The organism is Moorena sp. SIO4A5 (assembly GCF_010672005.1).
GTDB lineage: Bacteria > Cyanobacteriota > Cyanobacteriia > Cyanobacteriales > Coleofasciculaceae > Moorena.
On the sequence record NZ_JAAHHZ010000023.1, the window covers coordinates 26,441 to 39,942 of the forward strand.

Annotated in this window: 15 protein-coding genes, 1 tRNA gene and 1 pseudogene; 9 read left to right on the forward strand and 8 right to left on the reverse strand. The window is 44.6% G+C overall.

Annotation, left to right across the window (positions count from 1 at the left end):
- Positions 1–56: 56 nt before the first annotated feature.
- Complete coding sequence (locus tag F6K57_RS09565) at positions 57–689, forward strand: phosphoribosylanthranilate isomerase (protein ID WP_293018395.1); 633 nt, start codon at positions 57–59, stop codon at positions 687–689.
- A 111-nt stretch (positions 690–800) separates the two neighbouring features.
- Here the strand turns inward: F6K57_RS09565 and F6K57_RS09570 are convergent.
- A pseudogene (locus F6K57_RS09570) lies at positions 801–1,211 on the reverse strand (ATP-binding protein); the annotation flags it as partial.
- A 75-nt stretch (positions 1,212–1,286) separates the two neighbouring features.
- Entirely contained in the window at positions 1,287–2,756 is a 1,470-nt protein-coding gene (locus F6K57_RS09575) for a hypothetical protein (protein WP_293018397.1), read from the reverse strand.
- 40 nt (positions 2,757–2,796) lie between these two features.
- Here F6K57_RS09575 and F6K57_RS09580 point away from each other — a divergent pair, with 40 nt between their 5' ends.
- Entirely contained in the window at positions 2,797–2,970 is a 174-nt protein-coding gene (locus F6K57_RS09580; protein WP_293018399.1) for a hypothetical protein, read from the forward strand.
- A 64-nt stretch (positions 2,971–3,034) separates the two neighbouring features.
- Here the strand turns inward: F6K57_RS09580 and F6K57_RS09585 are convergent, their stop codons facing one another.
- Complete coding sequence (locus F6K57_RS09585; RefSeq protein ID WP_293066918.1) at positions 3,035–3,667, reverse strand: pentapeptide repeat-containing protein; 633 nt, start codon at positions 3,665–3,667, stop codon at positions 3,035–3,037.
- 475 nt (positions 3,668–4,142) lie between these two features.
- On the opposite strand from F6K57_RS09585, the gene F6K57_RS09590 reads away from it, so the two are divergent.
- Positions 4,143–5,168, forward strand: a complete 1,026-nt coding sequence (locus F6K57_RS09590; RefSeq protein WP_293043597.1) for an Hpt domain-containing protein — start codon at positions 4,143–4,145, stop codon at positions 5,166–5,168.
- Between the two features lie 21 nt (positions 5,169–5,189).
- Here the strand turns inward: F6K57_RS09590 and F6K57_RS09595 are convergent, their stop codons facing one another.
- Positions 5,190–5,711, reverse strand: coding sequence for a hypothetical protein (locus tag F6K57_RS09595; protein WP_293066922.1), 522 nt, complete (start codon positions 5,709–5,711; stop codon positions 5,190–5,192).
- 98 nt (positions 5,712–5,809) lie between these two features.
- Here F6K57_RS09595 and F6K57_RS09600 point away from each other — a divergent pair, with 98 nt between their 5' ends.
- Together F6K57_RS09600 and F6K57_RS09605 are read left to right on the forward strand one after the other, a co-directional pair.
- Positions 5,810–5,947 carry a hypothetical protein gene (locus tag F6K57_RS09600; RefSeq protein WP_293066924.1) on the forward strand — a complete coding sequence of 46 codons (138 nt, stop codon included), beginning with the start codon at positions 5,810–5,812 and terminating at the stop codon, positions 5,945–5,947.
- Between the two features lie 30 nt (positions 5,948–5,977).
- Complete coding sequence (locus F6K57_RS09605; protein ID WP_293043593.1) at positions 5,978–7,522, forward strand: GTP-binding protein; 1,545 nt, start codon at positions 5,978–5,980, stop codon at positions 7,520–7,522.
- Between the two features lie 200 nt (positions 7,523–7,722).
- On the opposite strand, the gene F6K57_RS09610 is transcribed toward F6K57_RS09605, so the two are convergent.
- Entirely contained in the window at positions 7,723–7,923 is a 201-nt protein-coding gene (locus F6K57_RS09610) for a hypothetical protein (protein ID WP_075898656.1), read from the reverse strand.
- Between the two features lie 21 nt (positions 7,924–7,944).
- Here F6K57_RS09610 and F6K57_RS09615 point away from each other — a divergent pair, with 21 nt between their 5' ends.
- On the forward strand, positions 7,945–8,094 hold the full coding sequence (locus F6K57_RS09615; protein ID WP_293018414.1) for a hypothetical protein: 150 nt from the start codon (positions 7,945–7,947) through the stop codon (positions 8,092–8,094).
- Between the two features lie 159 nt (positions 8,095–8,253).
- Here the strand turns inward: F6K57_RS09615 and mazG are convergent, their stop codons facing one another.
- From mazG to F6K57_RS09630, 3 genes are all read right to left on the reverse strand, one after another.
- The gene (mazG, locus tag F6K57_RS09620) at positions 8,254–9,093 is read right to left on the reverse strand and encodes a nucleoside triphosphate pyrophosphohydrolase (RefSeq protein ID WP_293018416.1); all 840 of its coding nucleotides are present in this window, start codon (positions 9,091–9,093) and stop codon (positions 8,254–8,256) included.
- Between the two features lie 400 nt (positions 9,094–9,493).
- Positions 9,494–10,405 carry an alpha/beta hydrolase gene (locus tag F6K57_RS09625; protein ID WP_293066929.1) on the reverse strand — a complete coding sequence of 304 codons (912 nt, stop codon included), beginning with the start codon at positions 10,403–10,405 and terminating at the stop codon, positions 9,494–9,496.
- Between the two features lie 92 nt (positions 10,406–10,497).
- On the reverse strand, positions 10,498–11,223 hold the full coding sequence (locus tag F6K57_RS09630) for a hypothetical protein (protein WP_070392306.1): 726 nt from the start codon (positions 11,221–11,223) through the stop codon (positions 10,498–10,500).
- Between the two features lie 1,037 nt (positions 11,224–12,260).
- On the opposite strand from F6K57_RS09630, the gene F6K57_RS09635 reads away from it, so the two are divergent.
- The 3 genes from F6K57_RS09635 to F6K57_RS09645 all read left to right on the forward strand — a co-directional run.
- Positions 12,261–12,782, forward strand: a complete 522-nt coding sequence (locus tag F6K57_RS09635; RefSeq protein WP_070392308.1) for a GNAT family N-acetyltransferase — start codon at positions 12,261–12,263, stop codon at positions 12,780–12,782.
- A gap of 64 nt (positions 12,783–12,846) precedes the next feature.
- A tRNA-Pro gene (locus F6K57_RS09640) sits at positions 12,847–12,920 on the forward strand.
- Positions 12,921–13,248: 328 nt separating this feature from the next.
- A partial coding sequence (locus tag F6K57_RS09645) for a Tic22 family protein (protein ID WP_364302109.1) occupies positions 13,249–13,502 on the forward strand: 254 nt, incomplete at its 3' end.

Genomic DNA, 13,502 nt, shown 5'->3' on the forward strand with positions numbered 1-13,502 from the left:
ATTAATGAGTAACGAGTAACGACTAACAAGTAACGACTAACAAGTAACAAGTAACAATGCGTGTAAAAATTTGTGGCATTACGAAACCGGAGCAAGGAAATGCGATCGCAAAATTGGGAGCAACAGCATTAGGCTTTATTTGTGTACCAGGCTCTCCTCGTTACGTTACACCCCAGCAAATTCAAGTCGTGGTCAACCACTTGTCCGTATCAGTTGACCGCATTGGTGTGTTTGCTAATACCTCTACGGAAGAAATCACTCAAATTGTCGCTGATTCAGGGATAAATGCCGTTCAGCTGCATAGTAATGAATCCCCAGAATTTTGCCAAAAGCTGCGCCAAGCTTTACCAGAGATTGAAATTATTAAAGCCTTAAGGATAAGAACTCCAGAATGTTTAAATCAGGCAGATAGTTATTTGAGTTGTGTAGATACACTATTGCTAGATGCTTACCATCGAAAAATGTTGGGCGGCACTGGTAAAACCTTAGACTGGCAAAGGCTACAAAAATTTCGTCCCACTATCCCTTGGTTACTAGCTGGTGGCTTGACACCAGATAATGTCTTAGATGCCCTAACGTTGGTGCAACCCAGTGGGATTGATCTATCCAGTGGTGTAGAGCGAACACCAGGTGATAAAGATTTAAAAAAGGTTGCTCGGTTATTCGAGAAATTAGGATCAAGAGTTTAAGGTTGAAGGTTAAAATTTAAATGTTTAATGTTAAGTGTTAAATGTTGAAGGTTGAAGGTTGAAGGTTGTTGGCCTTTGGCGTTCGGTGTAGGGTAGGTTTAAGATTAAAGATCAATAGTCAACAGTCAACAAGGTTTGGGATGATTCTAATGGAATGGTAAAGTGGAATTGACTACCTTGATTTTTCCCCTCAGACTTAGCCCAAATTTTTCCACCCATACCTTTAATAATCTGACGACAGATAGCTAGACCAAGACCTGTGCCACCAACAGTGCGTCGGAGTGAATCTTCCTCTTGATAAAAACTCTCAAATATTGCGTCTAGCTGACTCGGTTCAATACCCCTACCAGTATCTGCTACAATTAGCTCTAGCATGGGATTACCGTGGCGATTCTTGGTTACGAATCCTATCGACTCTGGTTGAGTTTCATTGATTTGGGCTTGGATAGTGATTTTACCCCCTGGCTCAGTAAACTTACAGGCATTATCTAGGAGTTTGGTTAAGACTTCTACCAACCGTTCTTTTGAACCTATAGAAAACTGTAGATCCGGGCTACGGTAATCCCATTCAGGCGAGATTTTAAGCAGTATTGCCTGCTACTGCGCGATTGCTGAAGGCTTGACCAAAAATCCCCAGTTAGAGATGCTGTAGTAATCGTGCCGACGATTGATTACAGCACTCGCCTGTATTTGCTTATTCAGTTGATTCCACCAGTACCAAACGTGTTTGCTCGGATTCACTCCGATCAAAGCGGTTAAGGCACTGGGTAGTCTTTCACTCAATCCCATACCGCGTCTAGCAATCACCAACGCGGCCACTTCATCGCTGGCAAGTCCATACATCCGGGCGTACTTCACCATCCCGATCAAACTGCTATAAGCAGGGTTGACCGTGAAGACATAGACGCCACGGTTAGAGCAAATCGAATTCAGCAGCTCAAAGAATCGGCTATAGGCCCACCCTGATAGCATTCGAGCGTATTTCCGTCCCAATTCTCTGAATGCTTCTTTTTTCTTGCCAAAATCTAAGGTTTCGTGGACTATCGGACATTGATAAGTTTTAGCCAGCGTCACCAGTTGTAGACAAGCATCAACTATCTGAGCATCCTGTTTGCCACTGGGTAGACCTTGCTGTAACGGGATTTGTCCGTGAGCTTTCAGGTTTCCATCAGCGTCAACATAAGCCCACCCAACGCTACTTGGGTTGAGATCGATACCGATACAGCCATATCGGGAATGCTGTGAGACACGCTGAAGCTTAGCAGGCGTGAACTGAACAGCCGCTACCCACTTGTGATCTTTGCGGTAGAAATGCCAGGTTCTAGAACCATCGTCAGGCAGGCGGTTGATGTTGCGGTCAAAGTCACCGATAACTGCCGAAACGTATTGTCCATACTTGGACTCAAGACATTTGGGAACTCGGAAGCGGATCGTTTCACCGTCCCATTGACAAACCTGATTTCCCCAGGTCTCATCTTTGCTACCAACAACAAATACCTGACCGTAAGGCACCTTAACCTGTAGCTGAGCTACTTTCAACCCTTCGATTTTTCTCTCTAGGTGGGCGATATAACGTTTCTTGTGATGGATTTGGAAGCGTAGATTTTGCCAATTGGTGTCACGATATCGTAACGAACAAGACAGTGGGAATTTACAACCAGTTTTACTGTTCTGCCAGTTCTTTTTAGCGTAGAATTTTCGACCATTAGCTAATCGCTTCTGTGCTTTCCTCAAGCAGTCCTTAGCGCTTTTGAACTTACCTGACAGTTGCTCAATGTGGTTTTGTCTACACTCGGCCGCAGAATCCACAGCGCCTTTAGCACTAGCAATCACACCGTTAGCGTGACGTTTGTTAATACCGTAAGTCTGCTGTAGGTAAGTGTTCCACTGCCCTTTGTTGAAGTCACCTGATCGCAACTGGGTAACCGTTTCGATTTTTGCCTGACGGAATATCTGTGAATACTCAAACAGAAACATCTCAAAGTCGCTGCAACCTAGAGCGTTCATTCGCTCTGACAGTTGCGGCAAGGCTTTGCAGTAGGTAAGAGTAGTCGGTTTTTTCTTCATACGTGCTATTATAACACAGTAAAATCATGTGTTATGAATCATGGCAAAAACATTAACTATAGACATTTCAGACGACGGGCAAGCGATTATAGAAAGATATTTTCAGCGCTCAAAAAGGTCTCAGACCGATGTGATCAGAGACTTAATTAGAACTGTGGTGAAAAATCGGCTTAAACGCCTAGAAAAATCTACAGATAGTCCATTGAATCAATAGATTTTCGTATGCTGTTTACAAACCATTTTGATCAAACCAACCCTTTTGATCAAGGGATTATTTATTAGTTGTTAGCTGTTAGCTTTTGGAAGTTTGAATATTCACTACTGAGTTGATCTGGTACCGTTGCCCCAGAAAGCTCAGCCTGACCCAAATCTACATTTGAGAGAGTAACCCGTCTCAAGTCTACCTGACTCAAAATTGCTCCACTCAAGTTTGCTTGAGAAAGGTCAGCATCACACAGATTTGCCCTAGTCAAGTCTGCCTGGTGCAGACAAGCACCAGTCAAGTTAGCCCCTCTTAAGTCAGCGTAGCGTAGGTCTGCCCTGGTTAAATTGGCTCCTCGCAAATCGGTATCCTGAAGAACGGTTAATCTTAAATCGGCTCGGGTTAGAATAGCTTGGCGCAGGTTTACTCTAGTCAGATTCGCCCGAATCATAAATGCCTGACTCAAGTTAGCCTGCACTAGAGAGGTTTTTTTCAAATTGGTTCGCCACAGTTTCGCTCCAGTCAGATTTGCCTGATTAAGGTTGACTTCCTGTAAAACCGCGAGACTCAGGTTGGCGTCAGCTAGGTTGACTCGTCTGAAAATTACTCCAGTCAGATTGACTTCACTCAGGTTGATTTGCTGGAGATCTACTCCACGGAAATCCCTCTCACCTGCTGAATAACGCTCTAGAAGCTCAATAGTATCCATTTGGGGTATCCATAGCTGGCAGCTGCGCCAACATGACATAGTGTTAATTTTAATGTAACATAATGTTAAGAATACTTTTTGTATGTAAATGATTATGTTAAATTAGGAAGTTTTATCCGGAGATAAGCTATTCTTATCGGTGCCTGCAATCGATTGGTGATAAAATATGAAGCTTACCCGAACAGGTAAGTGTCGGCTTCAAGCTAACCCTAGCTATTCCTTGTGCTTTTAAGCTGGCGTAAAGTCTTTGCTGACTTGGTGTGGGATGCCACAATAGAGATCCAACTCAAGATCTAAGAGCAGTTTTCACAATTGATAGCCCAATAGCTGATTTGGGGGTAAGCTCAGAATAAGCTGTTGCTGTAACCAACGCTATGGTCTACTGATTTTAAAACTGCGTTCACCAGATCGAATGTTGCTCTGATGATTATCATCAATCTGTTGTGATTAGCCGTTCTGATAAGGAAAAATTGCCGTGGAAGCTGGGAATCAGCAAAGGATTTTAGGCTATTTCATTGAAGAAGCGAAAGAACACCTGGAAACCATTGAACAGGGACTGTTAAATCTGGGCTCAGTGGTCAATGAACCAGAGACGGTTAATGAATTGTTTCGCGCTGCTCATTCTGTTAAAGGCGGGGCGGCGATGTTGGGATATACAAGTATTCAAAAGACTGCCCATCGTTTAGAGGATTCTTTCAAAGTACTTCAAGAGAATAAGATTAAGGTTGATCAACAGCTGGAGACTCTGTTTTTAAAGAGTTATGATACCCTCAAAGCTTTGATTGATCTGTTGGAAGGACCGTTTGGGTTTGAGCAAAGTGAAGCAGAAAAAATTCTAAAAGCAGCTCAGCCAGGCTTTGAACAATTACAGAATTATCTCAAAACTTTGGTCAGTGGTGAGAGTCAATTACCAGCGGCAATGGCTTCTAGCTCTGCTGCTGAAAAAGCGATTCGTTCTGATCAAGTTTCGACTAGCAAAGCTTCTTCTTCAGCAAAAGGGAAATTTCCCCCAGACTTTGGGCCGAAGGTGATTAGCCTGCTTAAAGATATGCTAGAGCTGTTTAAACAATCTTCCACACCAACCAATCGCCAACAACTTCAAAAGCTTTGTAAGCGTCTGGCTCAACTGGGGGCTGGGATTGGTAGTTGGCATAAATTAGTGGGAGTTTGCCATAAAGCGATCGCAAATCCTCAAAACTCCTATATCCAGTTAGCACCATTAGTGATCAAAGAACTCAAAGAAGCTAGTGACCAGTTGCAAGCAGCACAGGGTAATCTAGAGGAGTTGCGAAAGGCAGCGGCTGCGATCGCTCCGAGTTCAGCACTGCAAAAACTAGCAGCTGTAGGATCTACTCGGCCAAACCGAACCACTAAGGGTAAGGAAATTACGATTGTGCTAGAACCAAAAGCCGCCGCCAAGGTACTGATCCAAGCCTTTGATAAACCCCAGCTGTCAAAACTGGTTAAGTTACTGATTCCAGCAACTCGTGCTTCTTCCTAGGCCAACGAATCGCACTTTTGATTAACGTCCTAAGTGCCGTGATGCCAGCTGCATGGCATCATAAATATCCACATCCCCATCCCCATCAGCATCTAGAAAGCCACTGAGTACAGAATTAGAACCAAGGGGATTCTCAATATTGGTGCCAGTCTTGAGGAAATTCAACACTACGGGTACCAGGGTGGGTAGCATGGCTTGAATGATACCAGCATTAATACCTGTCTTGCTAGTAATTTCTCCAACAAGCTCCTGAATCTGAGGCGCACTAAAGAGCATATTGACCACTTGAGAACTAGCACCAATGCCACCAAATTGATTAACTAGTGCTTGTACCTGCTCATCTCCTTCATTTCTGCGCTTTTGTTGCAGCGCTGAACGCACATACTTACCTACAATTGAGGTGGCAGATTGCACCGCTGAGGGATTGGTGTGATGGTTACCACTCAACTGCTGTACCGTGTCCAGAATATCCCCTAGCTGACTAGAACTAGCTTGTTGTGTAGGACTATTAATGGCACTGAGAATACTATTGAATAAGTTCATTGTTTTTTAAAAGATTTAAACAGTCAGATGTGAACAGTTGTTTCCCAAATCAATTATAAATTGCTGATATATATAGCGAAAGGCAAGAGGCAAGAGCGATGCAGCGCGGTCTTGGGGGTTTCCCCCATGAGCGACTGCATCAAGACGGCAAGAGGCAAGAGGGGAAAGATATCCGGAGTTTTATTGCACAGCCTCTTGGGTTCAGAAGATGGGGGAATTCTTGCCGGATCTTCTAAGATTAATAATTAAAACCTATCCTATCTTCCATGCCCCTGCCACGTCTACTAACCCTAATTATTGGCCTCATTATTATTCTGGGGCTAATGCTTTGGTTGATTAATGGTATATACCAACTATATATCCAAATTTCCTTTACTGCTCCGGTACTGGCTAATTTACTGCTGCTGTTGGTGATTACCTTGCTAGGGCTACTAATATGGGCCTTAATCTACACCATGGGGTTATTTGGTAAATCCCGGAAACGGCCAGGTAAGGGTCGTCTGGAACCTAAAGCCCCGGAGGTAAAAACTGAAGCAGCAGAAGAAACCCTTAAAGCAGTAAGGCAACAGGTCAAACAGATTCAGGATGAAGTGTCACGGCAAGCGATGCTGCGTCGCTCTGAGGAAATTGAAGCTATCCTCTCCCGTGGGGAACTGTTAGTGGTAGTGTTTGGTACTGGTTCAGCGGGGAAAACTTCTCTAGTCAATGCTTTGATTGGTCGGATGGTGGGTGAAGTCGGTGCGCCCATGGGAACGACGGAGGTTGGGGAAACCTACAAACTAAAGCTGAAGGGATTAGAACGCCCAATTCTGATTACTGATACACCAGGAATTTTAGAATCTGGCGTGGTTGGCACTCAGCGAGAGCAATGGGCACGACATTTGGCAACGGAAGCGGATTTGTTGTTGTTCGTGGTGGATAACGACTTACGACACTCAGAGTATGATCCATTCCGAAAGTTGGCAGAGATTGGGAAGCGATCGCTTCTTGTCTTCAATAAAATTGACCTGTACACGGAACAAGACTCAGAGAGGATTCTAGCACGATTGCGCCACCGAGTAAGGAGCTTTATTGCTGGTTCAGATGTAGTTGCGATCGCAGCCAATCCCCAGCCTGTTACCCTAGAAAATGGTCAGCTTTGCCAACCTGAACCGGAAATTTTGCCCTTAATCCGTCGCTTAGCTGCTGTATTAAGAGCAGAGGGAGAAGAGTTGATTGCTGATAACATACTGCTACAATCCCAACGGTTAGGCCAAGAAGCTCGACACATCCTCGACAAGCAGCGCAGGCGAGAAGCAGATAAGGTGGTGGAACGGTTCCAGTGGATTGGAGCAAGTGTAATTTCTCTGACTCCTTTACCTGTGGTGGATTTGTTAGCAACTGCAGCAGTCAATGCCCAAATGGTGGTGGAAATTGGCAAAATCTACGGCTGTGAACTGAATATGGAAAGGGGTCGGGAATTAGCCCTATCCTTGGGAAAAACCTTAGCTAGTTTGGGCATTGTCAAGGGAGCGATTCAAATCCTTAGCACTACACTAAGGTTGAATCTTGCCACCTATATTGTCGGCAAAGCGATTCAGGGGGTAACCGCTGCTTATCTAATCCGAATTGCTGGGAAAAGCTTTATTGAATACTTCCGCAATGACCAAGACTGGGGAGATGGAGGGATGAGTGAAGTGGTCCAGAAGCAGTTTCAGTTAAACCAGCGGGATGAGTTTATTAAAGCCTTTGTCAGTGAAGCGATCGCAAAAGTAGTCAAACCTCTGACAGGGAAACCAGAAGCCCAATCACCAATCGATGAAAGGGACTAAATCAAGGGCAAAGCCAGGAAATCATAAATCTCCGCCAGAATGCCTATCAAATCGACTCACATTCCTGTTTAATGAAATAGAGTAGATTCAATGTTTTCTCCAGCCCCCCATGCCCCTCACATCAATGGGGGTTTCTTTTTATCTATCGTTTTATATATCCTTTTCTCAAGGAGACTCATCCACTACCTATAGTCAAAGCACTAGGTAGCAAGCTTCACCCTGCCCCGATTTACAGCGTGGAGCAATCTGTCGATGGAGTCTCGCTCTTCGGAGGTGAGTGAATCCTCCAATAGTGCTGCCATCAATCCATATCGATCAGCAAGAGTAATTTTTCCAGAGCTGCTAACTTTAGCAAATAGTTCTGGTATAGCACCGGGAATAAGACGAACTGGAGCCAACATTATACTATAGGGTAATGGCTGTTGTTTATATTTTTAACCTTTTTCCGGAGCTTGGGGATGTGGGGCTATACCCCCTGTGATATTAATTCTGGTTGGGTACCCATAATCTTAGGGAGGGTGGGGAGAAACGGAGGTGTGGGGAGATGGGAAGATGGGGGAGATTTTTATTAAAGGTAATTATTCTGAGATGATATCAGAAGTCAGGATTCAGGAATCATAATCATTGATTTTAAAGTAATTTTTCGATAAATTGGGAAAAAATAAGCAAATATATCTTTATACTACTGCTATGCTGGCTTAATTATTCTGCTAAATTCTTCTAAGGAGACCCTACTTCTGAGCTAACAGTGCTTTAGCCTTTTGCCAGAGAGCATCCAACTCATCTAAGGTGTAATCAGACAGTGGGCGCTCAGCCAATGCTTCCACTTGGGCTAACCTTTCAATAAAGCGTGCTTGGGTTCCCTGCAAAGCAGCTGAAGGGTCAAGGTCATACCAACGCGCTATATTAATCAGAGTAAACAGTACGTCTCCCAATTCTGCTTCCTGGTGGGCTTTATCGTCCTGTTCAAGTGCTTGTTGAAACTCAGCCAATTCTTCGTGAAACTTATCCCAAACTCCCTCAACATTATCCCACTCAAACCCACCACTAGCGGCCTTTTTCGATATCTTCATCCCAGCCATTAGGGGGGGAAGGGTTTTACTATAGCGACTGAGTTTATGACTCAATAATTGCTTATCCGCAACGGTTTCTCCTTTCTCTGCTGCCTTAATGTCCTCCCAGTTTTGACGCACCTCCTCGACATTATCAACCTGGACATCACCGAACACATGGGGATGACGGCGGATTAGTTTTTGAGTAATCCCCTGAGCTACCTCGGTCAAGGTAAACTGACCTTGCTCACTACTAATCTGAGCTTGCAGAACTACCTGCAATAACAAATCCCCCAACTCCTCTGCGATCGCATTTTGATTGTTACTGCGAATCGCATCCACTACTTCATAAGCTTCTTCAATCACATAAGGAATTAGGGACTGAGGGGTCTGAGCCAAATCCCAAGGACAACCACCCTCAGGCGATCGCAATCTGGCTACCACATCAATCAACTCTTGCAAAGCGGCCAACATCGAAACCTGATCAACTGGCTGAGCTTGTTCCGGGGAAGTAGACATAAAACCGAAAAGCGAAACGCCACTTAATTAGTCTTAACGAAATCTACCACTAATGCCAAATTTTAACCAGCTAATGATACTGGAAAACCCGATCACATCTAACTTCCCTTGCCTTTGCGTGCTTTGCGTCTTTGTGGTTTACTCTTACCAGCACCCCTACCCTTGCTCCTCCCTTGCTTGGGAGACCATAACCCCGTGATCCCCCCTTTTTTAAACTGCTTATAAGCGGAACTTCCCCAATCACTGACAAAATGCGCGATCGCACCCAACTCCAATCCCACCACACAGGCCATCAACCAGGTACGATATTCCCACACCCTACCGCCCAGCCCTTGAATCAGCTCTAGCCAACGATATTAAGCAAATGTCAGGTATATGGCCAGAGCATTGCCCATTGTAATTAACTATAATTAGCCAAAATTTTACGAATTTGATCCTCAATAGTATCTGGTTTCTCCACCATCGCCATATGTCCACATTCAGCAATTTCAATCACATTGTCCCCACAGGATTGAAAGAGACTGTGAAAACTAGCCAGATGACGCACATATTTCGGTTCCATTACCTTATCCTGACTACCAGCAATGAAATAAACAGGTTGTTTTAGTCGGGAAACAACCTGAGGTAAGCGATGCACCTCAGCTTCTGTGGTAGAATCTAGTAACGTCCTCAGTGCAGCTTCCGCGTTAGCAGTAACAAAATCAATAACCCGTTGACGTCCCCATTTCCGGGAAATAGGATGCGCTACCTGAGCCCGGGTAAACAGTAAATCGAGTAAAGGGACATAACACAACCAACGGGGACGGCGTTTTACCAACTGCTCACCAGCCAGCCGAAAGCGCTCAAATTCTTCTTTAAGATAAATTCCACCACCAGCATTAAGACAGATTACCCCTTGAATCCTCTGAGGCAGCAAATAGGCACCCCATAGAGCAATGCTACCCCCTAGGGAATGACCAACTAACCAAGCTTGTTCGATTCCCAGTTTTTCTAACAGGATGCCCAAGTCCTCAGCATAGGCAGCTAAGCTATAGCGGTCAGTGGATGAAACAGCAGTCTCAGGAAATGGTGATTCCGAGTCCCGGTTAGATGTTGAGCTTTGAGTGTTATGAATTTGGGACTGGGATTCACCGAATCCCCGCAGGTCATAGATCAGACACTGATACTGCTGTGACAACCTATAAATTAGAGGTTGCCAATAGCTACGGCTTAACAGCCAGCCGTGGATGAAAACCAGAACAGGGCAGGATGATTGGGTAGGAGGTGTTAATTCGTAAGTATGGGATATTCCTAGAATGTTAATGCTTGCCATACCTTGATCTTATCGAAGAATTAACAGGATAGGAAATTCGTCAGTGATTTTAATCACAACGGGTCGCACCTGTGCTTGTCACCTTTTTATGACTAAAACACTTGACCTAGTAATCGCCTCCGAATGCTTTCAGCAATTTTTTGACCTAAATAATCGGGAATCAAGTTTCCGTTAGGGCCTAGTAGGTAAAGAATCAGCCTGGTTCGTCCCCGCCACACCAGCAAGTTGGCATTGACCACCAGTAAATCCTCTTGCCAGATGGCATACATAACTTTGTAAAATAATCCAGGTTGGTTATTTGCCTCAATTAACAGCGCTGGTAGATGAAACACTGGGTCTACATAAAATTCTGTTTCTACCTGCTTCAAGCCAGCATCGAGATTAAATTCCACTGCCAGCATTTGTTCCACCTCAAAGCGCCCTGCCAAAGCCTCTCTCAGGGCACGGCAGACATTTTCTGAGGTTTTGTGGGTCAGCGCTTTCCGGTTACGAGACACCACTAGTTTCATAAACACCAGCATTGGTGGACTAATTTGACCATAAAGACTGAGACTGTGGATAGTCAGTCCATAGGCAGTCAGAACGCCAAAAATGTCACTGAGCAGAAAAGACTCATTCCGGTAAGCAAAGTGCAGGACACTTTTTGAGCCTTCCGGTTTGATCTCAATTACAGCATGTTGGGTTTTATAGAGTCGGTAAGCAAGTCTGAGGTTGTGCAGTTGGATCTCACTACTAACAAACTGCTCATAGAACTTAGGAAACGCTCGGTTGAAGCGTTTCAGGATTTCTTGTTGGGATGATTTCCAACCCACAGTCATCGATAGGGGTAGGTGGCTATTCTTGTTTATCAAAAGGTGCGCGCCCGTTCGCGCCCCGCGTCGGGCTTTGCCTCAAGGTGCTACCCAAGGTCGGGTAACCCGGCCTTGGAGGGGCGCACCGCCACGGGAATTTAATTGTTAATGGTAAGAGCGCACCTAAGCTTTTTGAGTTAACACAACCCGGTAAGCTTGTAGAGGGACTTACAAAAATACTGATAAAAGAGCCTTAAATCTATATATAGATAGAGTTTAACATTGATTTGCTTGATTTATTGATATATCTGGGTTTGAGCCCTTTTTGGCTATTTGGTGTATTTCCAAGGGTTTCCTCTGGGTTTGAGGCTTTTGTCTTGCTCAAAACTCTCTAAGTCCCCCGAGGCAACAACAAGGGCGGATCTGATTCATTTTTCACCAATTCTGCTGATTAGCCTAGTCTAACTAATCTTCCCCAACTTCCCCACCTTCGGTAGCTTGCCGACTTTCCTTGTTAGGTGCGCTCTTACCATTAATAATTAAATTCGCCACGGTAAGAGCGCAGCTGTTGATGCAAAACGCGAGTGGCGCATGGGTCTGTGTGCGGAACACCGCCATGGTCCTTTGGAGACACTACGTGAACGCACCGCTGTTTGCCCCGTGGAAACCCCCGTCACGCCACTGCATCGGTTGTTGATTTAGATTCGCTCAAGGGCAGCAAACAGCTGTGCCCCCTCCGAGGCGAGCATCTTACCCAAGCGACTTCAAAGAGCGCGACCGATGGGAATGCTAGGATAAGAATTTATATAGGAGGCTTAATAGGAGGCTTAATTGTGGTATTATCATTTGCACAAAGAATTAGTTTCAGATCAAGGTAGGTCGGGTATGATAGTTTTCCTGGTGGAATAAAACCAATAGATCAAAGATCACTTTCTGTTTTTTGAAACAAACATTTAAGTCTGGCTCTGGTTGACCGAGACCCAGAACGTCTGAGCCGTCAGGGAAAGAAGACCATTACCAGTTCAAGTAGCTCACAATTATGATAACGCCACTGTCACACCTGCATGGGTTTTTGGAAAAGCTTCTTTAGCAGTTCTGACACTGCTTTGCCTCAAACACGACCGGAAGGAGATACCGTAGAAGGTGTAAAATATCGCACCGACGGTACCTCACGGGTATTTTTCAGTACAACACGAGAAATTGACCTGTACGAATTGGAAGAACTTTGTGATGCTGTTGGTTGGTCTCGCCGTCCTCTGCGCAAAGTTAGGAAAGCCATTCAGCATAGCTTTTTGGTTACTTCTATGTGGTACCAGCGAGGTAACACGAGGCGCTTAATTGGCTTTGCCCGTGCCACTTCTGATCATGCTTTCAATGCGACAATCTGGGATGTAGTGGTTCATCCAGATTTCCAAACCAAGGGACTGGGCAAAGCTTTGATGAGATATATGATCAAAAAATTGCGCAGCCAGGATATTAGCAATATCACCTTATTTGCTGATCCTCAAGTGGTAAGTTTTTACCGTAAAATGGGATTTATGCCTGACCCAGAAGGTATTAAAGGCATGTTCTGGTATCCAGATTAATCTCGAGTACACACAAAGCGCCAAAAGTGAGTTATACTGGTTATACTACATTAGAGGTAGCACCCGGGATGTAGCGCAGCTTGGTAGCGCGCCTGCTTTGGGAGCAGGATGTCGCAGGTTCAAATCCTGTCATCCCGATTTTAAATTCATAAGTCAATCAGTCCATAAGTAAATCCGTAAATCAGTCAAGACACTAGGGTAAACTCAGTGGAACTTGATACAGTCAGGTAAAGTCAAACTTGATACAGTCAAACTTGATACAGTCAAACTTGATAAGAGTTAGCTACAGGGGGATTAAACGCCACTGATCAGCGCTTGTTAACAAGCCAGGTCAAGCTATGATCGATCAAGTTTGATTTGAATCTCTGCCTCTACTAGAGGTTAGTGAGGTGCGTTCAGATCTCTCAGTGAGCAGGGTATTCTAGTTGTAACAGGCTCTTCTTCGTTAAAATTCGAGGTAATTTCTATGAAATCATTGTTCCGTTGGGGCACAACATTAAGTTTAGTAGCGAGTGCCTTACTAGGCTCAGTGAGTGTGGAAAATTTAGCGGCACTGGCTCTGACCGAAGAGCAGGTAAGAGAAAAGTTGAAAGCTGTACCTGTATTTGCAGTTACTGATAGTAAAGGTTCGCCACTAGTAGCCTCAATTCCAGATCAGCAAGATCAAAAGAAGACTACCTCAGTGGCAGGTGTGTTTATTAGCCAAGAAGATGCTAATGC